The organism is Cupriavidus sp. GW823-FHT07A04, assembly GCF_058794615.1.
In genome coordinates this window covers 319,443-342,316 of the sequence record NZ_JBXAHA010000003.1, presented here as the reverse complement: position 1 = coordinate 342,316, position 22,874 = coordinate 319,443, and the positions used below count along the sequence as shown (strand labels likewise).

The 22,874-nt window shown below is 66.3% G+C and carries 22 protein-coding genes; 9 read left to right on the top strand and 13 right to left on the bottom strand.

What is annotated here, in order from left to right; all coding sequences use genetic code 11:
* Positions 1-257 precede the first annotated feature (257 nt).
* Positions 258-740, bottom strand: coding sequence for a DUF2147 domain-containing protein (locus tag AC1Q7Q_RS07355; protein WP_492376610.1), 483 nt, complete (start codon positions 738-740; stop codon positions 258-260).
* A gap of 1,718 nt (positions 741-2,458) precedes the next feature.
* Between AC1Q7Q_RS07355 and AC1Q7Q_RS07350 the strand changes: the two genes are divergently transcribed.
* On the top strand, positions 2,459-3,058 hold the full coding sequence (locus AC1Q7Q_RS07350; RefSeq protein ID WP_183032596.1) for a histone H1-like DNA-binding protein: 600 nt from the start codon (positions 2,459-2,461) through the stop codon (positions 3,056-3,058).
* 392 nt (positions 3,059-3,450) lie between these two features.
* Here the strand turns inward: AC1Q7Q_RS07350 and AC1Q7Q_RS07345 are convergent, their stop codons facing one another.
* The 10 genes from AC1Q7Q_RS07345 to AC1Q7Q_RS07300 form a co-directional block, all read right to left on the bottom strand.
* A complete protein-coding gene (locus AC1Q7Q_RS07345; RefSeq protein WP_492376609.1) occupies positions 3,451-3,918 on the bottom strand; it encodes an outer membrane lipoprotein in 468 nt (155 codons plus the stop codon).
* Between the two features lie 22 nt (positions 3,919-3,940).
* On the bottom strand, positions 3,941-4,888 hold the full coding sequence (locus AC1Q7Q_RS07340; RefSeq protein WP_492376608.1) for a carbohydrate kinase family protein: 948 nt from the start codon (positions 4,886-4,888) through the stop codon (positions 3,941-3,943).
* 121 nt (positions 4,889-5,009) lie between these two features.
* Positions 5,010-5,510: a thiol peroxidase gene (gene tpx / locus AC1Q7Q_RS07335; protein ID WP_492376607.1), complete on the bottom strand. Its 501-nt coding sequence runs from the start codon at positions 5,508-5,510 to the stop codon at positions 5,010-5,012.
* Between the two features lie 71 nt (positions 5,511-5,581).
* Positions 5,582-7,138 carry a DUF3426 domain-containing protein gene (locus AC1Q7Q_RS07330; RefSeq protein WP_492376606.1) on the bottom strand — a complete coding sequence of 519 codons (1,557 nt, stop codon included), beginning with the start codon at positions 7,136-7,138 and terminating at the stop codon, positions 5,582-5,584.
* Between the two features lie 9 nt (positions 7,139-7,147).
* Positions 7,148-8,062 carry a 50S ribosomal protein L11 methyltransferase gene (prmA, locus tag AC1Q7Q_RS07325; RefSeq protein ID WP_492376605.1) on the bottom strand — a complete coding sequence of 305 codons (915 nt, stop codon included), beginning with the start codon at positions 8,060-8,062 and terminating at the stop codon, positions 7,148-7,150.
* A gap of 43 nt (positions 8,063-8,105) precedes the next feature.
* On the bottom strand, positions 8,106-9,473 hold the full coding sequence (gene accC / locus AC1Q7Q_RS07320) for an acetyl-CoA carboxylase biotin carboxylase subunit (RefSeq protein ID WP_043349611.1): 1,368 nt from the start codon (positions 9,471-9,473) through the stop codon (positions 8,106-8,108).
* 183 nt (positions 9,474-9,656) lie between these two features.
* Positions 9,657-10,115: an acetyl-CoA carboxylase biotin carboxyl carrier protein gene (gene accB / locus AC1Q7Q_RS07315; RefSeq protein ID WP_492376604.1), complete on the bottom strand. Its 459-nt coding sequence runs from the start codon at positions 10,113-10,115 to the stop codon at positions 9,657-9,659.
* Between the two features lie 158 nt (positions 10,116-10,273).
* Positions 10,274-10,768 carry a type II 3-dehydroquinate dehydratase gene (aroQ, locus tag AC1Q7Q_RS07310; protein ID WP_458762140.1) on the bottom strand — a complete coding sequence of 165 codons (495 nt, stop codon included), beginning with the start codon at positions 10,766-10,768 and terminating at the stop codon, positions 10,274-10,276.
* A 206-nt stretch (positions 10,769-10,974) separates the two neighbouring features.
* A complete protein-coding gene (locus AC1Q7Q_RS07305) occupies positions 10,975-11,523 on the bottom strand; it encodes a TlpA family protein disulfide reductase (protein WP_441634026.1) in 549 nt (182 codons plus the stop codon).
* 113 nt (positions 11,524-11,636) lie between these two features.
* Positions 11,637-12,350, bottom strand: coding sequence for a UDP-N-acetylmuramate--alanine ligase (locus AC1Q7Q_RS07300; RefSeq protein WP_492387141.1), 714 nt, complete (start codon positions 12,348-12,350; stop codon positions 11,637-11,639).
* Positions 12,351-12,579: 229 nt separating this feature from the next.
* On the opposite strand from AC1Q7Q_RS07300, the gene mpl reads away from it, so the two are divergent.
* The 8 genes from mpl (at position 12,580) to mtgA (ending at position 21,105) form a co-directional block, all read left to right on the top strand.
* Positions 12,580-13,977, top strand: a complete 1,398-nt coding sequence (gene mpl, locus AC1Q7Q_RS07295) for a UDP-N-acetylmuramate:L-alanyl-gamma-D-glutamyl-meso-diaminopimelate ligase (RefSeq protein ID WP_492372925.1) — start codon at positions 12,580-12,582, stop codon at positions 13,975-13,977.
* Positions 13,978-13,989: 12 nt separating this feature from the next.
* Positions 13,990-14,628 (top strand): YqiA/YcfP family alpha/beta fold hydrolase, encoded by a 639-nt coding sequence (locus AC1Q7Q_RS07290; protein ID WP_492372926.1) that lies wholly within the window; start codon positions 13,990-13,992, stop codon positions 14,626-14,628.
* A 7-nt stretch (positions 14,629-14,635) separates the two neighbouring features.
* The gene (locus AC1Q7Q_RS07285) at positions 14,636-15,277 is read left to right on the top strand and encodes a chorismate--pyruvate lyase family protein (protein WP_492372927.1); all 642 of its coding nucleotides are present in this window, start codon (positions 14,636-14,638) and stop codon (positions 15,275-15,277) included.
* A 28-nt stretch (positions 15,278-15,305) separates the two neighbouring features.
* Positions 15,306-16,046 (top strand): 3-oxoacyl-ACP reductase FabG, encoded by a 741-nt coding sequence (gene fabG / locus AC1Q7Q_RS07280; protein ID WP_492372928.1) that lies wholly within the window; start codon positions 15,306-15,308, stop codon positions 16,044-16,046.
* Between the two features lie 183 nt (positions 16,047-16,229).
* Entirely contained in the window at positions 16,230-18,386 is a 2,157-nt protein-coding gene (locus tag AC1Q7Q_RS07275) for a ribonuclease catalytic domain-containing protein (protein WP_492372929.1), read from the top strand.
* A gap of 162 nt (positions 18,387-18,548) precedes the next feature.
* On the top strand, positions 18,549-19,418 hold the full coding sequence (locus tag AC1Q7Q_RS07270) for an energy transducer TonB (RefSeq protein ID WP_150986893.1): 870 nt from the start codon (positions 18,549-18,551) through the stop codon (positions 19,416-19,418).
* A 17-nt stretch (positions 19,419-19,435) separates the two neighbouring features.
* Positions 19,436-20,311, top strand: a complete 876-nt coding sequence (gene aroE, locus AC1Q7Q_RS07265; protein WP_492372930.1) for a shikimate dehydrogenase — start codon at positions 19,436-19,438, stop codon at positions 20,309-20,311.
* Positions 20,312-20,403: 92 nt separating this feature from the next.
* A complete protein-coding gene (gene mtgA / locus AC1Q7Q_RS07260) occupies positions 20,404-21,105 on the top strand; it encodes a monofunctional biosynthetic peptidoglycan transglycosylase (protein WP_492372979.1) in 702 nt (233 codons plus the stop codon).
* Positions 21,106-21,144: 39 nt separating this feature from the next.
* Here mtgA and corA read toward each other — a convergent pair whose 3' ends face one another.
* Both corA and AC1Q7Q_RS07250 read right to left on the bottom strand, forming a co-directional pair.
* Entirely contained in the window at positions 21,145-22,107 is a 963-nt protein-coding gene (corA, locus tag AC1Q7Q_RS07255; RefSeq protein ID WP_043349592.1) for a magnesium/cobalt transporter CorA, read from the bottom strand.
* Positions 22,108-22,607: 500 nt separating this feature from the next.
* Positions 22,608-22,736, bottom strand: coding sequence for a hypothetical protein (locus tag AC1Q7Q_RS07250; RefSeq protein ID WP_492372931.1), 129 nt, complete (start codon positions 22,734-22,736; stop codon positions 22,608-22,610).
* Positions 22,737-22,874 lie beyond the last annotated feature (138 nt).

The window sequence follows — 22,874 nt, the reverse complement described above, 5'->3', positions numbered from 1 at the left end:
GGGATCAATCGGCGCACGGCAGGTAGTCCGATGGTAGGAGCAGCGCCGCCGGGCCGAAAACGAATTCTGCGCATGTCGTCATGCGGGCAGCGCATGGCAGGCAACGGGCCGCATGCCGCGCAAGGGAGCGCGGGCGGCATGGGTGGTGGGGCGGGCGGGGGAGGGTGTGGCGGAGGTGGCGCGGCGGCGATGCGCGCAGGCAAGCTGGCGATGATGCCGGTGCCGTCGGTGGCACCGGCATTGCCGGTCGTGGCAGGCTAGCGTTCGCGCTCCCAGGTCTGGGTGCGGCCCAGCAGGCTGATGCCGATGAAGCCGCGCACGTTGAGCTTCTTGCCATCATCCGCCAGCGACATCTTGGTCTTGTAGAGCTTGCCGCTTTCGGGGTCGAGGATCTCGCCGCCGCTCCACTCGTTGTCGCCGGTCTTGCGCAGGCCGGTGATGATGGTCATCCCCATGATGGGCTGGTCGCGGCGCGCGTCGGTGCACTTGTCGCACACCTTGGCCTTGCCGTCGTTCTCGGTGAAGCTCTTGACCAGCTTGCCGCTGTAGACGCCGTTCTGTTCGCTGATTTCCACCAGGCCGCGCGGCTTGCCGGTGGCGTCGTCGATGGTCTTCCATGAGCCGGCGGGGGTGGCCTGGGCCAGCGCAGCGGCGCTACCCAGCAGCGCGCCGGCGAGCACGGCGGTGCGTGCCGCGATGGCGGCGGCGCGTGCGACGCAGCGGGGGGCAGTAAAGTGCATCGTGATCTCCTCTTCGAGTTGGTGCGCGCCATGATGCCAGCACAGGGCCAGCCCGGCGGCGCGCGTACGCCAATCTACTGGCGATGCGCTCTCGCTGCAATCGCCAGCCCGCCTTTGCGTACGCACCAAAGCCCCCCCGGCAACTGCCGCAGACCGGCCTGGCGTCTGGAAGCAGGCGGATTCTGTCATGCAGCAAATTGTCCGCTGCCCGGCACTCGAAGCAATCCTCTAGCGATGCGTTTCAAGTGGGGGCGCCACGGCGTGCTTGCTGCCTCAGGGGCGCCGGCGCGTGCGGCCATCCACGCTCTCGTTCCTTGCGTGCACCGGCGACCTGCTCCTTTGGCAGTAGACCATTCGGATGGTGCGCGAGCCGATGCCTCGCCACGCGATCTGCCGCCCTGGTCGACGCGCGAAGTCATCCGCTGTCGGACGCATGCCGACACTGCCGTGAGACCACCGGCGAGACCACCAGCGAAGCGAGATTCGGAAGGGCATCTCACGTGTCGATGACGCCTGCGCGATGCGAGTGCGAGATGGTGGTCGACATCGTTCGAGCATCGTTGGAGAGCGCGTGTCGCGGTGACGATTCTCAAACCGTTGCGTCGGCGCATCACTGCGCGCGCTGCGCGTGAGCGTGCGTGCCGGGTTGAGGCGACGCGCACTGTCCGCGCTGCGCGCCGCGTTGCGGATGCGCGTCTTCGCGGTAGCGTTGCCGATGTCCTCGCAGCGCTCGATCGCATCCGGGCATCACGCGTCCCGGCGCTCGCGCAACGCGTGCCGACGGTTGTCGCGCAGAATTTTTCTGCTTCCCCAAAAGCCTTTGTGCATGCGGGTTTCCGGCTTTACACAATGAGCGGAAATCGGCATTGCTGAAGGGCATGGAAGACGCGCCGGCTGCGATGCGCACGCCGGAAATCCGGAGCATGCCAGCGACGTCTTCACGCTCGCGCGATGCTGTGTCGAAGCTGCATCGAGCATGGTCGCGAGCAGCGTCGCGAGGGTGCGAGAGACGCGATGAGAGCGCGGCGCGCGCAAGCAAAGACAAGGTCAGCGCAGCGCAACGACGAAGACGATGAAGTTGTCATGCTCGCGCGCAAGTTTTTTTGCACTTTTTTCTTAACATCGCCCAACAAACGAATTATGATTCGCCTTGACAAGAGTCTCACTTCATTGCATGGCCTGCGTGGCAGGCAAGACAGCAAGATGCAACGATGAGGTTGGACGTGATGCGCAACGATGAGCGCCACCCACTTCGATGCAATGAAACAGGTAGCTCAGGAGCACTAGAACTTTGACGCAGACCAAGCCGTACTGGTTTTCTAAAACGCGTGCAGTCTCCTTTGGCCCAGTAACGGGATGGGCGAACTACCCCCGAAAAAATGCCGTACGTGGTGTGCGTGGCCTGGCCCGCATCACGGAAATGCCGGCCGATATCTCTCTTTTCATGTCGCGCGCCGATCCGGCGGATGGCGCGGGCAGATCGAATATTCCAGGGCGCGGCAAGCGTCAGAAGCCCGGCTGTGGGCTCCGCTTGGCCACATTCGCACCGCGCGCCGCGGTGCCCCTGCCACCGAATTCATTAGCGTGCGGCCACAACGCGCGCCGTGCGCCGATGAATCGCTCGCTCGATTGGGGTCGCACCGCAGTATCGCGCCTCGGGTCGGTCGGGTCGCCAACTTAGGTCATTCGATATTCACTCTCTAGTGAAGGAGTTATCCATGGCAACGACTGCAAAGAAGAAACCGGCGGCTAAGAAGGTCGCCGCCAAGCCGGCCGCCAAGAAGGCAGCCGCCCCGGCCAAGAAAGCCGCTGTGAAGAAGGTCGCCGCCAAGAAGGCAGCACCGGCCAAGAAAGCTGCACCGGCCAAGAAGGCTGCAGTGAAGAAGGTCGCCGCCAAGAAGGTCGTAGCGAAGAAGGCAGCGCCGGCCAAGAAAGCAGCTGCACCGGCAAAGAAGGCCGCCGCCAAGAAGGTTGTAGCCAAGAAGGCCGCACCGGCCAAGAAAGCTGCCGCCAAGAAGGTCGTAGCGAAGAAGGCCGCACCGGCCAAGAAGGTCGCCGCCAAGAAGGCCGCACCGGCCAAGAAGGCTGCACCGGCAGCCAAGAAGGCCGCGCCCGCCAAGAAGGCGGCTGCTGCCAAGAAGGCTGCTCCGGCCAAGAAGGCGCCTGCTGCCAAGAAGGCACCGGCCAAGAAGGCTGCTGCCAAGAAGGCCGCGCCTGCCAAGCCTGCCGCTGCACCTGCTGTTGCACCCGCTGCAGCTGCCAAGACCGCGCTGAACCCGGCTGCGGCATGGCCTTTCCCCACGGGCACCCGTCCGTAAGCGTGCCGGCAACGGCTACCGCTGGGAATTGCCAAGGCACGCAGGGCGTGCCGCACTGACCGGATACTGCGTATCCGGTCCGCAAGACGCTAGTCTTGCCAACCCGCCGATGGTGCAAGCCCGGCGGGTTTTTTCATGGGCGATCGAAGAACGGCAAGCGGAGCACGGAACGCGGGACACGGGAACCCGGGCCGGGAACGCTGCAAAGAAAAAGCGCCGCTCCGGTGAAGGAGGCAGCGCTTTGCCAGGATCGTATTGCGGTGTGTGGAGCGCGGCCCCGGAGACCGATCCAGACGTGCCAGGAGCTATCAAGCAGCGGGGGGGGCAACCTAGGCTGCCACCCCCGCTGCGCGGCCACCCAGGGCCGCCCTATGCCGTCCCGCGTACCGCGCTTAGTGCGTGACGCGGGTCGTGCCGCCCGACGACAGCAAGCGCACGCGCTCGCCCGGACGGAAGGCTTCGTCGGCGTCCTGGACGATGGCGCGCATATCGCCGTTGTCCAGGCGCACGGTGATTTCCAGGCCGCGGCGCTGGCTGATCTTGTTCTCCGCCATGCTGCCGGCGATGCCGCCGAGCACGGCGCCCAGCACGCCGGCCGCCACCGAGCCGCCGCCGTTGCCGATGGTGCTGCCGGCGGCGATGCCGCCGATGGCGCCACCGGCGATCGTGCCGGCGCCGGTCTGGTCGCCCTGGATCAGCACCTCGCGAACCGTCTCGACCACGCCGTAGCGCAAGGTCTGCTCGCGCTGCGCCTGGCCCGGCGTATAGATGCTGGCGGAATTCGACTGCGCGGCGCAGCCAGCCACCAAGGTGGCTGCGGCGGCGAGCGCGATGGCGCTGGTGCGAATCAGGGTGTGCATAGGATCAATCCCGGAAAAGGTGTTACTCGTAGCGGTAGCCAAAAGCGGACTGGAAGCGTTCACCGATTTCGTCGCGCGACGGTTTGTGGTTCTGCGGACCCTGGTGCGCGATCTTGATGGAGCCCATCAGGCTGGCAAGCCGGCCCGTTGTTTCCCAGTCGAAGCCCCGTTCGATGCCGTAAAGCAGGCCGCCGCGGAAGGCATCGCCGCAGCCGGTCGGATCGACGACGCGATCCGCTTTCACGGAGGCGATATTGTACTTCTGCTTGTCGGCGAAGACGGTGGCGCCCTTTTCGCCGTGGGTCACGATGAACGCCTTGACCTGCGCGGCGACTTCATCGCTGGTCCAGCCGGTACGCGACAGCAGAACCTGGGCTTCGTAGTCATTGACCGTCACGTAGCTGGCGAGTTCAACGAACTGGCGCAGATCGTCGCCGTTGAACAGCGGCATGGCCTGGCCCAGGTCGAAGATGAACGGCACGCCGGCGTCGGCGAACTGGCGCGCGTGGTGCAGCATGCCTTCGCGGCTGTCGGGGGCGACGATGCCCAGGCCGGGCGCGTTGCTGCCGCCGAGCGCGTCCTGCACCTGCGAGAGCTGCGACTGGTTCATCGCGCCGGGGTGGAACGCCGTGATCTGGTTGTTCTCCAGGTCGGTCGTGATCATCGCTTGCGCCGTGAATGTGTCAGGCAGGGTGCGGATGTGCTCGGTGCTGATATCGAGCGCGCGCAGGTGTTGCAGGTAGGGCTCGGCGTCGACGCCGACGGTGGCCATGATCACCGGGTCGCCGCCAAGCAGCTTCAGCGTGTAGGCGATATTGCCGGCGCAGCCGCCGAACTCGCGGCGCATGGACGGGACCAGGAAGGACACGTTCAGCATGTGGATCTGGTCGGGCAGGATATGTTCGCGGAAATGTCCCTCGAACGTCATGATGGTGTCGTAGGCAACGGAGCCACAGATCAGGCTGGACATGCTCTCTCCAATTCTCGTACTCGTAATGCGGGCTGACGGGGCCACCGGGTCATGCCGGTGCCCCTGAATGCAAAAACGGCCACCCGTTTTGCCGGGTGGCCGCGCCTGGCAGGTGGCGCGCTTACTTCAGCGCGGCCAGTGCGGCGTCGTAGTTCGGCTCGTTCTTGATTTCCGAGACCAGTTCGCTGTACTTCACGGTGTCGTTCTCATCGAGCACCACCACGGCGCGCGCGGTCACGCCGGCCAGCGGGCCGGTCTTGATGTCCACGCCGTAATTGCCCTTGAAGTCGGCGCCGCGCATCAGCGACAGCGGCACCACGTTGGCCAGGCCTTCAGCGGTGCAGAAGCGGCCCATGGCGAACGGCAGGTCGGCCGAGACGGTCAGCACAACGGTGTTGGCCAGGCCGCTGGCGGCTTCGTTGAACTTGCGGGCCGAAGCCTGGCACACCGGGGTGTCCAGGCTGGGGACGATATTGAGCACCTTGCGCTTGCCGGCGAAGTCGGCAAGCGTGACATCCTTCAGGTCCTTGCCGACCAGCGTGAATGCGGGGGCCTTGTCGCCGGCTTGCGGAAACTTGCCGCCGACTTCGATGGCGTTGCCGCCGAGGGTGACGTTGCTCATATGTGCTCCTGTGTGAAATGTGGGCTCGCAAATCGGGGGCGCTCGGGATTGGCGGCGAGCCCAGATGGAATTCAGGGATAGAAGATCAGCACGCGGTAGTTTGCCGCCGCTTGCTGCGATCGGAATCGTACCCGAACCGGCAGCTCCGTGCCTGCCCGCAGGCCATGCGTGGCAAAGGCCTGCTGCTCGGTTTCGAGGTAGTCGGCGGGTTGGAGCACCTTGCGCAGCAGGAGCTGGTCCTGGAGGTCCGTCATGACCAGCTCGATAGCCGGCAGCGCCACGGTGGCGCGGCCCTGGTTGCGCAGCGTCACGGCAAGCAGGTAGGCGTCGGATTCGTCATCCTGCTTTTGCAGCAGCGAGCTCTCGATGCGCAAGGCGTCGATGTCGCGCCACGGCGCCACCTCGCAGCCCAGCGGCGCGCAGGCCGCCTCGAAGGCGGGCCGCAATACGGGGAAGCGGCCGGACAGCTGGCTGCGCGCCAGGTAGGTGCCTTGCAGCAGTCCCGCGATCACCAGGAACCCGGTCGCCACCTTTTGCAGCATGCGCTTGCGCCTGGCCGGGCCAGGATCGCGCTCACGCGCGTGGCGCAGGAAGTCGGGCGCGAAGGACGGGGTGGCGGGCGTGTCGCTGCGCATCCACGGCCGCTCCGCCTGCTCGCGTGAGATCGCTTCGGGAATCTCGGGGAGATCGTCCTGCGCTTCGGCGCGCAGGTAGCCGCTTGCGCTCGGGATGGCCGCTGCGTCGGCCTCGGTGCTGGCGGCGGCGCTCGTGGCGGCATGGCTGTCGGCGGATGCTGCGTTCGCCGCTTTCGCCATGTCGGCAGCACTTTCCTTTTCCGTATCGGCGATGTCCGCGGTGTGCGTGGCATCGTCGTCGCCTAGCGTGCTGGGGTCGAGTTGCGGCCAGGGTGCTGCTTCCGCCGCGGAGGCGGGTGCTTCGCTTGCCTGCGGTGCCTCTGCCTCGGCGGCGGCGGTAAGGCTAGCTTCCTCGCTCTCGACGATGCCGGGCACGAACACCGCGGAAGGCTCGTCCTCGTCCTCGTCCTCGTCAGCGTTGCCAGCTTCTGGCTCCGTCCGATGGTTGCCGGCCTGCACTGCCTCGTCTGCTTCCGCCTGCGTCTGGTACAGCATGACGGTGGGCGCGTCGAGCGCCGGCACGTCATAGCCAGGGTCGTAACCGGGGTCGAAGGGCGCCGCGGCGGGGCGGCTGTCGTCGGCGTCGTGTTGGAGGGGCGTGTCGACGTGCGCTGCTTCGTGCGGCACGGCGGTGGCTTCGGCTGGGTGCGCTTCCGTGTCCGGGTGCGCCACGGCATGCGCCCGCTTGCGCGGTGCGCGGGCAGCCTTGTGTACTTCTTCATGTGTTTCTTCGTGCGCGTGCTCGGCGGGCGCCTCCTGTGCCGGGGGCGTGGCGGGGGCAGGGGCGGCAATGCCTTCTCCTGCCTGCGCGACGGTCTCAGGGCCGGCTGCCGGCTCGGGCGCCGGCAACTCGATCAGGTGCTCGCGTGCATCGAAGACGGTGTCGCACTGGCCGCAGCGGACCAACCCCTGGCGCAGCCGCAGCTGGTCCGCCACCAGCCGAAAGGCAGTGCGACAGGCCGGGCAACGCGTGACGAGCTTGGCTGCGGCCATGGGCTGGGCTCAGCTCTGGGTGCCGGGGCCTTCACCGCGGGTGCCATGCAGGCAGACCCAGCCTTCCTCGCTGCGCCAGACCGACATGGGCAGCCAGGGCGCGTAGGCCGCGGCGACTTCGTCAGCCTGCCGCTCCAGCACGCCCGACAGCACCAGCCGGCCGCCGGGGCGAACCCGCGCGCTCAGCATGGCCGCCATCAGCTTCAGCGGGTTGGACAGGATATTGGCGACGACGAGGTCGTAGCTGGCCTCGGAGACGGTTTCGGGCAGCGCGAAGGTGGCCTCCACGCGATTGCGCTCGGCGTTATAGCGCGAGGCTTCCACCGCGTTGGGGTCGATATCGATGCCGAGCGTGTCGCCCGAGCCCAGCTTGCGCGCCACGATGGCGAGGATGCCCGAGCCACAGCCGTAGTCGAGCACCGTTTCGCCGGCCTTGATGTTCTGTTCCAGCCACTGCATGCACAGCCGCGTGGTGGGATGGCTGCCGGTACCGAAGGCTAGGCCCGGGTCCAGCTCCAGCACCACCGCGTCGGGCTCCGGCGCATCGTGCCACGACGGCACCACCCAGATGCGCTCGCCGATGCGGATCGGCGCGAACTGGGATTGCGTCAGGCGCACCCAGTCCTGGTCTTCGACGGGGCGCAGCTGGTAAGCCGGCACCGGGTCGATGCCCAGCGCATTGGCGGCAGCGGCCACCACCAGCACGGGGTCGGCGCTGTCGTCAAACAGCGCCACCACGCGTGAGCGGTTCCATGCCAGGCGGGTCGGCTCCATGCCGGGCTCGCCAAACAGCGGCTGCTCGTCGGGCGTATCGGCATCGGCGTCTTCCACCGAGACCGACAGCGCGCCGAGGTCGAACAGCGCGTCAGACCAGGCTTCGGCCTGGTCTTGTGCGATTTCGATCACACATTCCTGAAATGCCACAGGCGATCCTTGTCGATCAGTTATGACTGGCCGCGCCGGGGCTTCAGATCTTGCCGCCCTTGGCCACGTTCTTCTGGGCCAGGCGGTGCTCGAGATAGTGAATGCTGGTGCCGCCTTCGACGAAGTTGGCATCGAGCATCAGCTCACGGTGCAGCGGTACGTTGGTCTGGATGCCGTCCACCACCATTTCCGACAGCGCGATCCGCATGCGGGCGATGGCCTGCTCGCGGGTGGCGCCATAGGTGATGATCTTGCCGATCATCGAATCGTAGTTGGGCGGCACGAAGTAGCCATCATACGCGTGCGAGTCGACCCGCACGCCGGGACCGCCGGGCATGTGCCACGCGGTGATGCGCCCGGGCGACGGCGTGAACTTGAACGGGTCCTCGGCGTTGATGCGGCATTCGATCGAGTGGCCGCGCAGCTGCACGTCCTTCTGGCGCCAGCGCAGCTTCTCGCCAAAGGCGATGCGGATCTGCTCCTGCACGATGTCGATGCCGGTGATCATCTCGGTGACCGGATGCTCAACCTGCACGCGCGTGTTCATCTCGATGAAGTAGAACTCGTTGTTCTCGTACAGGAATTCGAAGGTGCCGGCGCCACGGTAGCCGATCTTCTTGCAGGCCTCGGCGCAGCGGTCGCCGATGCGCTCGATCAGGCGGCGCGGGATGTGCGGCGCAGGTGCTTCTTCGATGACCTTCTGGTGGCGGCGCTGCATCGAGCAGTCGCGCTCGCCCAGCCAGATGGCCTGGCGATGCTGGTCGGCCAGGATCTGGATCTCGACGTGCCGGGGGTTCTCCAGGAATTTCTCCATGTAGACCTCCGGGTTGCCAAAGGCACGGCCGGCTTCCTCGCGCGTCATGTTGACCGCATTGACCAGGGCTGCCTCGGTGTGCACCACGCGCATGCCGCGGCCACCGCCGCCGCCAGCCGCCTTGATGATGACCGGATAGCCCACGGCACGCGCCGTGGCCAGGATTTCCTTGGGGTCGTCGGGCAGGGCGCCTTCGGAGCCCGGCACGCACGGCACGCCGGACTTGATCATGGCCTGCTTGGCCGAGACCTTGTCGCCCATCAGGCGAATGCTCTCGGAGGTCGGGCCGATGAAGACGAAACCGGACTTTTCCACGCGCTCGGCGAAGTCGGCGTTTTCCGACAAGAAGCCGTAGCCCGGGTGGATGGCTTGCGCGTCGGTCACCTCGGCGGCCGAGATGATGGCCGGCATGTTGAGGTACGACAGCGGCGAGGGTGCCGGGCCGATACAGACGGCTTCGTCGGCCAGCTTGACGTACTTGGCTTCCTTGTCGGCTTCCGAATACACCACCACAGTCTTGATGCCGAGCTCGCGGCAGGCGCGCTGGATGCGAAGGGCGATTTCACCGCGATTCGCGATCAGAATTTTTTCAAACATAGTCACTCTCTGCGAGGAGAAAGGCGGTCCCACCGCGGCGGATCGTGGCGCCCCCGGCGAGGGCAGCCGGAGTGCGGGCGGGGGTGCTGGCACCGGGACGAGGAACGCCCGGTGGCCGTCGCCGCCGTGGCTGGCCGGAGAATTCCGGCGCAGGCTGCGGGCGGCGCGGCATGCCGGTCAGTTTCAGCCGATGATGAACAGCGGCTGGCCGTATTCCACCGCCTGGCCATTCTCGACCAGGATTTCCTTGATGACGCCAGCCTTGTCCGACTCGATCTCGTTGAGCAGCTTCATCGCTTCGATGATGCAGACCGTCTGGCCTTCCTTGACGGTATCGCCCACATTGACGAACGACGCCGCGCCCGGCGACGGTGCGCGATAGAAGGTACCGACCATCGGCGAGGTCACGACATGGCCCACCGGCAGTTGCGGCGCGGCCGGCTCGGTGCCGACGGCGGGCATCGCGGCCGGCGCGGCGGCCGGAGGCAGTGCCTGCATCGGCTGCATGGCCATCGGCGCGGCGATGACCTGCGGCGGCGCCTTGACGATCCGTACCTTGCCTTCGCCTTCGGTGACTTCCAGCTCGGAGATGCCGGACTCGGCCACCAGGTCGATCAGCGTCTTCAGCTTGCGCAGGTCCATCTTCTATCCTCCTGAATCGGGTTGTCCGGCGGCCACCGCTCTGGTGGCTGCGTCCGGGAAAAACTGACGCCTCCGGCGGGCTGCCTTGGTCCGCCGCGAACATGGCGGTGGGGCAGGCGCCGGGGGCGCGGTAACGGTTTAAGAAATCAATGGGCGGATCAGGCCTCGGGCAGCGCCTGTTCCAGCTCCTGCCCGAGGGCATAGTCCAGCGCCAGCAGATACCCCTGCCAGCCAAGTCCGCAGATCACTCCGATCGCCACATCGGAGAAGTAAGAGTGATGACGGAAGTTCTCGCGCCGATGCACGTTCGACAAGTGGACTTCCACAAACGGAATCGCCACCCCGGCCAGCGCATCGCGCAGCGCTACGCTGGTATGCGTATAGGCGGCCGGGTTGATGATGATGAAATCCACGCCCTCGTCGCGCGCGGCATGGATACGATCCACCAGCGCGCCCTCATGGTTGGACTGAAACGTAGCCAGGGCGATGCCGGTCTGGCGGGCTCGCTGCGCGAGGGCCAGGTCGATATCGGCTAGTTTCGTGTACCCATAAGTTTCCGGCTCCCGCGTGCCCAGCAAATTCAGGTTCGGTCCGTGCAGGACCAGCACCTTGCGGTAGCGGGGAGAGCGGCGTTCGGGAGGTGTATCGATCACGGCGGCTCGACCATTTCAACGAAATTGCGCGGAGATTACCGTAGCTTAGAGTGATTTGTCTAGCAGCGTAGACATAGGCAGCTTCGAAGCAGGCGAGTTTTCAGGCTCGATTCCGCACTTTGGAGTCGCGAAATCGCGTTTCGATCAAATTGCGTGATGATCGAACAAGATTAGGAGAAAATCGCCCCAAATCAAGAATCTTATGGCTAGCTGCGAGGCAGCGCGGCGCGCAGCTCGTCAGGGGAAACCCTGCCCATTTTGCGGTAGCTGACCGTGCCATCTGGCGCAATGATCACTGTATAGGGCAGGCCGCCGGCCGCGTTGCCAAAGTTGCGCGAGAGCTCCGTGCCGGCAAAGCCGGCCACGGCCAGCGGGTAGGAGACGGGGATCTTCTTGATGAACTGCTGGATATTGTTGGCGGAATCGATGCCGATGCCGACAAATTCCACTTTTCGTCCCGTGTATTCCTTATGCAACGCATTCAGGTCGGGCATTTCTTCCACGCAGGGGCCGCACCAGGGTGCCCAAAAGTTCACAACCACCGTTTTTCCACGAAGTTGCGCGAAGTTGATCTGGGCGCCGTCCGGATCTGGCAGTTGCGTGCGCAGGAACGTCTCGACTGCCTCGTCGGATGCCGGCTTGGGCGAAAACACATAGTGCCCGGCCAGCGCGCCCGCGGCGGCGGCCACGACGGCAACGGCAAGCCAGGCCCAGAGGCGGCTGCGGCGGACAGGAGTGCTGGTGGAAGAGGTCATGGCAGCAAGAAAGATAGCGGCTGATGGAAGAGGTAAGAACCCGGATGGCTCGATAGGGAAGGTGCACATGGCCTGTGGCTGGCCTCGCTCACGCTCCGGGTCAAGGCTGGCGCTCAGGCCGCTGCGGGCGCGTCGGGCACCTGGGGTGCCGCCGCTTCGGCGGCCGCCAGCAGCGCCAGTACCGCATCCACATCGGCACGGGCAACCCGGCCGCCAGCCGCGGCCCGGACTGCGCCGCGTTCGTCATCCGCATCATACAGCGCTATATGAATGCCGACGGGCTGGCCAAGTTCCGCACGGATCTCTCCAGCCAGCAGGCGCGCGTCGCGCATGGCTGGCCATTGTCCCTTCCAGAGGAAACTCAGGGTCTCGACCTCGCCGCGGCCGGCGAAGTGCCGGGTCTCGCTGGTGTCGAAGTCCACGCCAGCGTTGAGCAGGTGCAGGGTGAGATCCTTGGTGCTATCGCAGAAGCACTGCAGATAGACGTCGGAATGCTCGGTGGCGGTGCCGTTGAGCACGGCCCCGGCCAGGTACGGGCGGAATGCGGCAAGGTCGCGCATGGCAAGCACGGCCAGCCGGCGCAGCAGCGCCAGGACGCGGGGCTGGCTCTCCGAGTGGAACAGTGCCTGATAGAGACGGACCTCCGCCTCCACGGCCTCGTTGTCGGGGAGCCACTCGCCCGCCACGCGCACGTCACCCAGCAGTTGCCGCGCGGCCTTGCGCTTGGCCGTGGCGTAGTCGGTGCCATCTTCCGCGATCATGCGGGCGGCGGCCTGGGCGATTTCCTCACGCAGGCGGATGGGGTCGAGGGTGGGGCGGCGGGGCATGGGGGGATGATACCGGAGGGATCGCAGCCTGCGCGCTAGGGTCGGGTTTTGCTTTTTAGAGTGGCTGGTGACGGGGAGATTCCTCGGAGAGAAGGCGCCGGCCCGGAAATCTGCCGTGCCCGGCCGCGGGCCTTTCCCGCACGGCGTCGCCGTCACCCCCTCAGGTACAATTCTTTCCATCCAGAAGCAACCCGGCCCGGCCGCCCTGGCCCGCCCAATCCTAAATCCCATGCATATTCACATCCTTGGTATCTGCGGCACATTCATGGGCGGCCTCGCCGTGCTTGCCAAGCAGGCTGGCCACCGCGTCACCGGATGCGATGCCAATGTCTACCCGCCGATGAGCACGCAGCTCGAGGCGCAGGGCATTGAACTGATCGAGGGCTTTGATCCCGGCCAGCTAGCGCTGGAGCCGGACCTGTTCGTCATCGGCAATGTGGTGTCGCGCGGCAATCCGCTGATGGAGGCCATCCTCAACCGCAACCTGCCTTATGTCTCCGGCCCGCAGTGGCTAGGCGAGCATGTGCTGCGCGGCAAATGGACGCTGGCGGTGGCGGGCACCCACGGCAAGACCACCACCACCTCCATGCTGGCCTGGATCCTGGAAGATGCCGGCTACCAGCCGGGCTTCCTGGTGGGCGGCGTGCCGCAGAATTTTGGCGTGTCGGCGCGGGTGACCGAGTCCGACTTCTTCGTGATCGAGGCCGATGAGTACGATACGGCGTTCTTCGACAAGCGCAGCAAGTTTGTCCACTACCGTCCACGCACCGCCATCCTGAACAACCTGGAATACGATCACGCCGACATCTTCCCTGATCTTGCCGCCATCGAGACCCAGTTCCATCATCTGGTGCGCACCGTGCCGGAGCAGGGCCGGCTGATCGTCAACGGCTATGAGGAAAGCCTGGCGCGCGTGCTGGAGCGGGGCTGCTGGAGCGAGACCGAGCAATTTGGCATCGGCGACTGGCGTGCGGGCGAGCCCGCCGAAGGCGATGCCACCGGCGACGGCACGACCCAGGACAGTTTCGATGTCTGGTTCGGCGACGTGCTGCAAGGCCGGCTCCGCTGGGCCTTGCAAGGCACGCACAACCGGATGAATGCGCTGGCTGCGATTGCGGCTGCCCGCCATGTGGGCGTGCCAGCGCCGCAAGCTATCGATTCCTTGTCGCGCTTCGCGAATGTGAAGCGCCGCATGGAAGTGCGTGGCGTGGTCGATGGCATCACGGTCTATGACGACTTTGCCCACCATCCCACTGCGATCCAGACCACGCTCGACGGCCTGCGCAAGCGGGTTGGCGCGGCGCGCATCCTGGCGGTGCTGGAGCCGCGCTCCAACACCATGAAGCTGGGCGTGATGAAGGCGCAACTCCCGGCCAGCCTCGAGGCGGCAGACCTGGTGTTCGGGTATGGCGCGGCCAGCGGCAAGGATGCCCTGGGCTGGGACCTGGCCGAATCGCTGGCGCCGCTGGGCGAGCGCGCGGCCGCCTTCAGCGACCTTCCCGAGCTGGTCCGCGCGGTGCGAGCCACCGCGCGCCCGGGCGACCATGTGCTGGTCATGAGCAACGGCGGCTTCGGCGGCGTCCACCAGAAGCTGCTGGACGCCTTTGCCGCAGGTGCTTGCGCCTGAGCGGGGCCTGGCATGCTGCTATACCTGCACGGTTTCCGCTCATCTCCACAGTCCTTCAAGGCGCGCCTGGTCCAGGAGCGCATGCGTGAATGGGGCGTGGGACGCTATTACGCTTGCCCGGTGCTGAATGTGTCGCCGGCCCAGGCCATCGCCCAGGCCGAAGCGGCCATCGCGGCCTCGCAAGCCGGTGGCGCGCAGCCGCTCACCATCATCGGCTCCTCGCTGGGTGGCTTCTATGCGCGCTGGCTGGCCGAGCGCCACGGCTGCCGCGCTGTGCTCCTCAACCCGGCGGTGCATCCCTGGACCGACCTGGAGCGCCACCTGGGCGACCAGCCGCTCTGGCACGGTGGCGGCTCGGTGCGGGTGGAGCGCCACCATCTGGATGAACTGCTGGCGCTGCGGGTCGAGCCCATCACCCGGCCGCAGCGCTATTTCCTGATGGCTGCGACCGGCGACGAGGTGCTGGACTATCGCGAGATGCTGGCGGCCTTCCCCGGCGCGCACACGCGCGTCATCGAGGGCAGCGACCACGGCATCAGTGAATTTGCCGACTACGTCGACGAAGTCCTCGCTTTCTGCGGCTATGGACCCGATGGCCAGCTCAGCCAGGGCGACGCCATCGACCCCATCGATCCGGAGCCACGGGCATGAGCGCGGCATGAACGGGGCGCATCTGCGCCGCAGTGGTTGGCACGCCCATTTACCCGAAGATCCCGCCATCAGCGCCAACCTGCGCCGCTGGGTGACCGGTGATGGCTCGCTCACCGCCCGGCTGGTGGCAGCGTCGGACGCTTTCCGGGTGCGCCGCCTGGCGCAGCGCATTGAACTCGCCCTTGCCGATGAATGGCAGGCGCTGGGGCTGCCTGCCCGCCGCCGCGCGCTGGCGCGCGAGGTGCTGCTGATCTGTGACGGGGTGCCGGCCATCTTTGCCCATACCGTGGTGAAGCCCGACCGTGCCCGGCGCGACTGGCCATTCCTGCGCGGCCTGGGCGAGCGCCCGCTGGGCGGCGCGCTGTTCGTCGATCCCCGCGTGCGGCGCGAGCCGTTTGCCTTTGCGCGCCTGCTTGCGCATCACCCGCTGCGGCGCCGGCTGGAACTAGCCGTGCCGGCCATGCGGGAGCTCGCTGCGTCATCGGTGTTGCCTGCGCGGCGTTCGGCCTTCCGGCGTGGCGACGGCGTCATGCTGGTGACCGAGGTATTCCTGCCCGACCTGCTGGCGCGGCCCGCGCCGGAACTGAGCGGCTCCAGGCAGAAGCCGCCAGGTAGCCATCCAGAGCAAGAATTTTCCCCAAATCGATAATCGCGACCAAGAACAAGAGACGACCACCATGAAATTGCAGGGACGTGTTGCCATCATCACCGGCGCTGCCGCCGGGATCGGTTTTGCCACCGCGCAGCGCTTTGCCGCGGAAGGTGCGCTGGTGGTGCTTTGCGACGTGCAGGAGGAGCGCGTGCGCGCTGCCGCCGAGACGCTCGCCGCTTCTGGCGCCACCGTGAGCGCCCACAAGGTCGACGTGACGCGCCGCGACGAGGTCGACGCCATGGTGGCGGCCACGCTGGCCAAGCACGGCCGCATCGACATCCTCGTCAATAACGCAGGCATCACCAAGGATGCACGCCTGACCAAGATGACCGAAGTCCAGTTCGACGCGGTGATCGACGTCAATCTCAAGGGCGTCTTCAACTGCGCCCAGGCCGTGGCCGACATCATGGCCGAGCAGGGCAAAGGTGTGATTCTCAATGCCTCCAGCGTGGTTGGCCTGTACGGTAACTTCGGCCAGACCAACTATGCGGCGAGCAAGTTCGGTGTGATCGGCTTCACCAAGACGTGGGCGCGCGAGCTGGGCCCCAAGGGCGTGCGCGTCAACGCGGTGTGCCCGGGTTTCGTCGCCACCGAGATCCTGCGGACCGTGCCGGAGAAGGTGCTGGACGGCATGAAATCGTCTTGCTGGCTGCGCCGTCTGGCAGAGCCGGCCGAAATCGCCAGCATCTACACCTTCCTTGCCAGCGACGATGCCAGCTACGTCAATGGCGTGGCGATCGAGGCCAGCGGCGGCATGTCGCTGTAACAGCCCGCCCTGCGCCGGGCTTGCAGCCGGCGCGGTGCGGTATCATCTCAGGTCCGGTTGCCGCCTTGCCTGAAGGCGGCCTTGCACCATTTCTCTCACCGGGCCGTTCCCGCAGGCGTGACAAAGCGCCAGGGTGCTTGGTTTGCCAAGTGCGGTTCCCGGCATTTCTGAAAGTACCGATCCATGCAGTTGCTGTTCGAAGAAGGCGGCGAGATTCGCGCCGGCACCGTGCTGACCCAGCAGGGCGAGTCGTACCAGGTGGAGCTGCCCGCGGGCAAACGCACCAAGGTCAAGTCGCGCGACGTATTGCTGCAGTTCGCGCAGCCGTCGGCGATCGAGCTGTTGCGCCAGGCCGCCGACCTGGTCGGCGAGGTCGACCTGGAATTCCTGTGGGAATGCGCATCGGAGGACGAGTTCGGCTTTGTCGACCTGGCGGCCGAGTACTACGGCGCGGGTGCGAGCGTGGTGCAGCAAGCCGCGCTGGCGCAGACGCTGCACGGCAATCCGGTCTATTTCCGCCGCAAGGGCCGCGGGCGCTACCAGCGTGCGCCGGAAGACCAGTTGAAGGCTGCGCTCGCCGCGCTCGAGCGCAAGAAGCAGCAAGCCCTGGTGCAGGCCGAGTACGAAAACCAGCTCAAGGCCCTGACTCTGCCCGATGCGTTCCGCGGCAAGGCACTGCAACTGCTGTTCAAGCCCGACAAGAACAGCCTCGAATACAAGGCGATGGACGCCGCTTGCACCGCGCTAGGCATGTCGCCGATGCGGCTGATGGTGGCGGTGGGCGGCATTGCCAGCCCGCGCGCGCTGCATGAGGCCAAGTTCCTCTCCGAGTGCTTCCCCAAGGGCACCGGCTTTCCCGACGTGGCCGTGCCGGAACCCGCCGGCGAACTGCCGCGCGCGGATGTGGAGGCGTTCTCCATCGATGACGTCACCACCACGGAGATCGACGATGCGCTGTCGGTCACGCCGCTGGACGGTGGCAAGATCCGCGTGGGCATCCATATCGCGGCGCCCGGCCTGGGCATCCGCCGTGGCGAGCCGCTCGACGCCGTGGCGCGCCATCGCTTGTCGACAGTCTATTTCCCCGGCGACAAGATCACCATGCTGCCGGATTCGGTGGTGGAGCGCTACACGCTGCAGGAAGGGCGCGAGTGCCCGGCCCTGTCGCTGTACGTGGTCTACGACCCGGCCCTGCAGATGATCGTCAGCAGCGAGACCCGCGCCGAGCTGGTCAAGATCGCGGCCAACCTGCGCCACAACCTGCTTGAGGATGTGGTGACCGAGGCCGCGCTGGCTGCCGGCACCGGCGACTACCCGTTCCGCGACGCGCTGACCCAGCTGTTCCATTTCTCCGGCTGGCTGCACGACGAACGCCAGAAGGCGCGTCTGGCCAGCGGGCTGCGTCCCGAGTCGCACAACCGCGCCGACTACAGCTTCTACATCGACCTGCTGGAGGATGGAGGCGAACGCGTGCGCATCGAGCAGCGCCGCCGCGGCTCCCCGCTCGACAAGATCGTCGCCGAGCTGATGATCCTGGCCAACAGCACCTGGGGCAAGCTGCTTGCCGACAACGGTGTGCCGGGCATCTACCGCACGCAGAAGGCCTGGGGCATGAACCGCACCCGCATGCAGACCTACCCGGCGCCCCATGAGGGGCTGGGCGTGGCGCAATATGCGTGGAGCACCTCGCCGCTGCGCCGCTATGTCGACCTGGTCAACCAGTGGCAGATCCTGGCAGTCGCCCAGCATGGCATCACGGCCAAGCTGGTGGCGCCGTTCAAGCCCAAGGATTCGGACCTGCTGGCCGCGGTGGCGGATTTCGAAGGCACCTACGCTGCCTATGCCGACCACCAGTCGACCATGGAGCGCTACTGGTGCCTGCGCTGGCTGCAGCAGGAAAAGCGCGAGCGCCTGATGGGCTCGGTGCTCAAGGAAGGCGCGGTGCGCTTTGCCGAGATCCCGCTGGTCACGCGCGTGCCGGAGTTGATGCAGGCGTCGCGCGGCACCCAGGTGCTGCTGGAGATCGGCGCGATCGACGAGATCTCGCTGGAAGTGTCATGCCGGGTCCTGGAGGTGTTTGCCGGCGAAGGCGAGCTGCCGCAGGAGGAGATGGAGCGGGACGACGAAGCCGGTGAAGTGTCGGCGCAAGCCGCCGCTGAAGCCGCGGCCGAGGAGGCTGCCGAAGCCGCTGCCGAGGGTGCGGCCGAAGGGGCAACCGAAGGTGAGGTTGACGCTGCGGCCGGGGAAGCCGGCGATGACGAAGCCGCGAGTGCTGCAGCTGCCACAAGCGAAGGCGCTGCGTCGGACACACGCGACACCGGCACCGGCGGCGCAGGCTGAGTTCCTCGGAAAAAACGAGGCGCTCCCTTACAATCGCAGTCTGACCCCGGGGTCCCACGGACCCCGGCCCCAGTCTCGCCCGATCGACGCTTCCCAGCCAACGTCCCGCCCATCGTGAAAGCCGCTTTTTCTCCCCGCCAGTGGTGGAACGCCAGCAGCACGATGGCCAAGGCGCTGGTCGTCTCGTTGCTGGCCCATGCCTTGCTGCTGACCGTGCGCGTCGTGGCGCCGGAGGCGTTCGAGATCAAGCGCACCGACGCCGCGCTCGATGTGGTGCTGGTCAATTCCAAATCGGCGCAGCGCCCGCAGAACCCCACCGTGCTGGCCCAGGCCAACCTCGACGGCGGTGGCGAGCACGACCAGCAGCGCGCCACCACGCCGCTGCCGGCACAGACCGTCACCAAGGACGGCGACCTGGTGCGCCAGATGCAGCGCCGCGTGGAGCAGATGGAGCAGGAGCAGCAGCGCCTGATGACGCAGTCGCGCGAAGCCGCGCCGTCCGTGCACAGCCAGCCGCTCAAGCCAGGCCAGCAGCGCGTGGAAAACCCGCTGCGCGGCCAGGACGAACGCACCTCGCTCGACGAGATGGCCAAGCTCGAAGCCGAGATCGGCCGCAACCTCGAGCAATACGCCAAGCGGCCCAAGCGCTACCAGCTCACCGCCACCAGCGCGCAGGAAGTGGAATACGCGCAGTACTACGACCGCCTGCGCCAGAAGATCGAAGCGCGCGGCACCACCGATTTCCCCCAGCGCAATGGCAAGCCGATCTACGGGCAACTGATCCTGGTGATCAACGTCAACCGGCAGGGCCGGCTTGGCTATAACCGCGATGGCTACAACATCGACGCCATTGACGTGGTCAAGAGCTCGGGCGATCCCGTGCTGGACCGCCAGGCGGTTGCCATCGTGCGGGCGGCGGCGCCGTTCGGCGGGTTCACGGCGCAGATGCAGGCGCGCCAGGATATTCTCGAAGTGATCTCCACATTCAAGTTTTCGCGCAGCGGGCTGGAAACTCGCCTGCAGTCCCGATGACGCCATCACCTGACACTATGCAATCCCAGACTCTCGCCGACCGTTACGTCGTGATCGGCAACCCCGTCGCGCACAGCCGCTCTCCCGCCATCCATGCCGCATTTGCGCAGCAGACCGGCGAGGCCGTCGAGTACGAGCGCCTGCTGGCGCCGCTCGATGGGTTCGTCGCCACCGTGCGCGCCTTCTTCGACGGCGGCGGCCACGGCCTGAACGTGACCGTGCCGTTCAAGCTCGAAGCCTACGACCTCGCCGAGCGCCTGACGCCGCGCGCCGAGAGCGCGGGCGCGGTCAACACCATGTGGATCGAGGACGGCGTGATCCACGGCGACAACACCGACGGTGTCGGCCTCACGCGCGACATCGAGGTCAACCTCGATACCTTGCTCGAAGGCAAGCGCATCCTGCTGCTGGGCGCGGGCGGCGCCGCCATGGGCGCCATGCTGCCGCTGATCGCCTGCCGGCCGGACCGCATCGTGGTGGCTAACCGCACGCCCCAGCGCGCCAGCGATATCCTGGAAAACGTGGCCCAGCAAGCGGACGAGTACGGCGTGGAGCTGTGGGGCGGTGGTTTTGACGCACTGGCGGGTTTGACCGATGAGGACGCCTGCGACGTGGTCATCAACGCCACCAGCAGCAGCCTGCAGGGCGAGTTGCCGCCGGTGCCGGCGGAACTGCTGGGCAAGGACGTGCTCGCCTACGACATGATGTACGGCGCGGAGCCCACCGTATTCCTGAAGTTCGCCGCCCAATGCGGCGCGCGCACCAGCGACGGGCTGGGCATGCTGGTCGAGCAGGCCGCCGAGGCCTTCTACAACTGGCGGGGTGTGCGGCCCGCCACCGCGCCCGTGCTGGCAACGCTGCGCGCGGCGCTGCAGGCCGAAGCCGCGCGCTAAAGCGCCGGCCGGCTGGCTCGAACATGGCTGAGCGCAAGCACACCGCCCGTCCCGGGGCGGCTCAAGGCGGCAGGGGCGGCGGCCTCAACCCGCTGCGCTGGCTCGCCTACCTGCTTGGCACGCTGATCGCCGGCGTGCTGGCCATGCAGGTGTATTTCTTCCTGCAGATCGCCGCCTGGCAAACCGTGAACCCGTCATCCACGGCGTTCATGCGGGCCGAGCAGTGGCGTCTGTGCGGCTTCAAATTCTGGAGCTGCCAGGTGGACCGCCGCTGGGTCGGCTATGACGATATCTCCCGCAACCTCAAGCGCGCGGTGATCGCCAGCGAGGACGCCGATTTCGTCAACCATCCCGGCTACGAGCTCGATTCCATGCTCGATGCCTGGGAGCGCAACAAGAAGCGCGGGCATATCGTGCGTGGCGGCTCCACCATCACGCAGCAACTGGCCAAGAACCTCTTCCTTTCGTCCGAGCAGCACTACCTGCGCAAAGGCCAGGAGCTGGCCATTACCTGGATGCTCGAGTTCTGGCTCGACAAGCAGCGCATCTACGAGATCTATTTGAATTCGGTGGAGTGGGGCGAGGACGTGTTCGGCGTGGAGGCCGCGGCCCAGCATTATTTCAAGACCAGCGCCGCCAGGCTGAGTGTGGGCCAGGCTGCACGCCTGGCCGCGGCGCTGCCGGCGCCAAAGTGCTTCGACAAGAAGGAGTACTGCGCCAATGTGCGCGTGAACTTCAAGGTCAAGGCCAACATCATCGCGCGCCGCATGGGCGCGGCCACGCTGCCCGACTGAGTCCGGGGCAGAGCAGTTCAGGCGCCGATCAGGTACCGTTCAGCTTAGCCAGCCCTTGCGCTTGAAGTACACCAGCGGGATCGCCGCCGACACGGCCATCAGCCCGATGGCCCAAGGATAACCCGCGGCCCAGTCCAGCTCCGGCATGAACTTGAAGTTCATGCCGTAGATGCTGGCGATCAGCGTGGGCGGCATCAGCGCCACCGAGACCACCGAGAACAGCTTGATGATCTTGTTCTGGTTGATGTTGATGAAACCGACCGTGGCGTCCATCAGGAAGTTGATCTTGTCGAACAGGAACGCGGTGTGGTTCTCGATGGAGTCGATATCGCGCAGGATCTGGCGGGCTTCGTCCTGCTGCTCGGCCGACAGCAACTGGCTGCGCATCAGGAAGGAGACCGCGCGGCGCGTGTCCATCACGTTGCGGCGGATGCGGCCGTTCAAGTCTTCTTCGCGGGCGATGGTTTCCAGCACGTCGGCCGCCGCGGCATCGGTCACGTTCTCCGCCAGCACGCGCTTGCTGGCTTCCTCCAGCCGCTCGTAGACTTCCTCGATGGAGTCCGCCGAATATTCCGCATCGGTGGCGTACAGGTCCATCAGCACGTCCTTGGCGTTGCGCACCGAGCCCGGGCGCATGCGGGCGCGCAACCGCACCAGCCGGAACACCGGCAGGTCCTCGTCGTGAATGGAGAACAGCACGTCGCGCGTGAGCACGAACGCCACGCGCACGTTGCGCGAGATGTCTTCCTCGTCGAGCAGGAAGTCGGTGCGGATATGGATGTTCTCGTCCTCGCCCTCGAAGTAGCGGGCCGAGGCTTCCAGGTCACCCAGGTCTTCCAGCTCGGGCAAGGCTACGCCGTAGGCTTCCTTGATCCAGGCGAGTTCCTCGTCATCGGGGCTGATGACATCGATCCAGATTGGCTTGTGCTGCAGAAGTTCATTGCGATCGTCGACCTGCTCCTGTGCGAGCCGGCCTTTCTGCAGGACGAACAGGTTGATCATCCCAGGGCTTCCTTGTTGCGTTTGGCGAAGAAACGCGCAGGCTTGGCTCGCCGGCCATGGGGCGAGCCCATGCTTCGCGCGAAAACGGCGAAGCACAGGGCCGCTGGCAAGCGTGATCGCGCTGTGCGCTCGAAGGGCGCGCAAGGCGATGGCGTTTGCCGTTCATGGCTGGCAAGCCGGGGGAGGGATTAGTCCGGGACGAAGCGGCGCGCGGCGGCGGCCGTCAGGGACACGGAAGAACACTCACCCGCAGTATGTGCTGCGGGCGAGTCCGACGAGGCGGTGGAGCGGGATAAAGCCGGCTCCGGCGGTCGTCGTTACGCAGCCCGCAGTGACATGGCATTCGGTGCGATCGCAATCTGGCTGCGGCAACACGAACACCCGATGCTACTGCCCACGTAGTTTCTCCGGGATTATGATGGCCGCGAGTGTAGCCCAACGAGGGGGGGATTGTTAAGTGAAATGTGGGTGAATGGGAGGCGCCGGCGCGCAGTGCGTTGTTATGCCGCCCGCGCGCTTTGGCGCCAGCGCCGCAATAGGGGCACGAGCAGCAGGAAGGGCAGCGTGGCCACCAGCATCCGGAAGCTCGGCACGCCGATCGGCATCTCGATCTGGCTGCATTTCATCATTTGCGTGCGCAGGCCCCGGCCGGCCGCTGTGTGCGACGCCGCTCTTTGTATCGAGGAAGAACGGCAGAAGAGAGCACGCAGCGGGTAAAATCGCAGGAACGACTGTTGCCGCGGGGGAGCGCCGACCCGGCTTGACAA

Coding starts and splice junctions, on each gene's coding strand:
- tpx (WP_492376607.1), bottom strand. CDS start 5,510: ATGAGCAACGTCACCCTCGGCGGCAACGCCATCGAAGTCGGCGGCAAG.
- AC1Q7Q_RS07285 (WP_492372927.1), top strand. CDS start 14,636: ATGAACGGGGCGCATCTGCGCCGCAGTGGTTGGCACGCCCATTTACCC.
- AC1Q7Q_RS07250 (WP_492372931.1), bottom strand. CDS start 22,736: ATGATGAAATGCAGCCAGATCGAGATGCCGATCGGCGTGCCGAGCTTC.
- AC1Q7Q_RS07290 (WP_492372926.1), top strand. CDS start 13,990: ATGCTGCTATACCTGCACGGTTTCCGCTCATCTCCACAGTCCTTCAAG.
- mpl (WP_492372925.1), top strand. CDS start 12,580: ATGCATATTCACATCCTTGGTATCTGCGGCACATTCATGGGCGGCCTC.
- corA (WP_043349592.1), bottom strand. CDS start 22,107: ATGATCAACCTGTTCGTCCTGCAGAAAGGCCGGCTCGCACAGGAGCAG.
- AC1Q7Q_RS07270 (WP_150986893.1), top strand. CDS start 18,549: ATGGCCAAGGCGCTGGTCGTCTCGTTGCTGGCCCATGCCTTGCTGCTG.
- AC1Q7Q_RS07350 (WP_183032596.1), top strand. CDS start 2,459: ATGGCAACGACTGCAAAGAAGAAACCGGCGGCTAAGAAGGTCGCCGCC.
- AC1Q7Q_RS07300 (WP_492387141.1), bottom strand. CDS start 12,350: ATGCCCCGCCGCCCCACCCTCGACCCCATCCGCCTGCGTGAGGAAATC.
- AC1Q7Q_RS07345 (WP_492376609.1), bottom strand. CDS start 3,918: ATGCACACCCTGATTCGCACCAGCGCCATCGCGCTCGCCGCCGCAGCC.
- AC1Q7Q_RS07330 (WP_492376606.1), bottom strand. CDS start 7,138: ATGGCCGCAGCCAAGCTCGTCACGCGTTGCCCGGCCTGTCGCACTGCC.
- AC1Q7Q_RS07355 (WP_492376610.1), bottom strand. CDS start 740: ATGCACTTTACTGCCCCCCGCTGCGTCGCACGCGCCGCCGCCATCGCG.
- AC1Q7Q_RS07305 (WP_441634026.1), bottom strand. CDS start 11,523: ATGACCTCTTCCACCAGCACTCCTGTCCGCCGCAGCCGCCTCTGGGCC.
- AC1Q7Q_RS07275 (WP_492372929.1), top strand. CDS start 16,230: ATGCAGTTGCTGTTCGAAGAAGGCGGCGAGATTCGCGCCGGCACCGTG.
- accC (WP_043349611.1), bottom strand. CDS start 9,473: ATGTTTGAAAAAATTCTGATCGCGAATCGCGGTGAAATCGCCCTTCGC.
- fabG (WP_492372928.1), top strand. CDS start 15,306: ATGAAATTGCAGGGACGTGTTGCCATCATCACCGGCGCTGCCGCCGGG.
- accB (WP_492376604.1), bottom strand. CDS start 10,115: ATGGACCTGCGCAAGCTGAAGACGCTGATCGACCTGGTGGCCGAGTCC.
- aroE (WP_492372930.1), top strand. CDS start 19,436: ATGCAATCCCAGACTCTCGCCGACCGTTACGTCGTGATCGGCAACCCC.
- AC1Q7Q_RS07340 (WP_492376608.1), bottom strand. CDS start 4,888: ATGTCCAGCCTGATCTGTGGCTCCGTTGCCTACGACACCATCATGACG.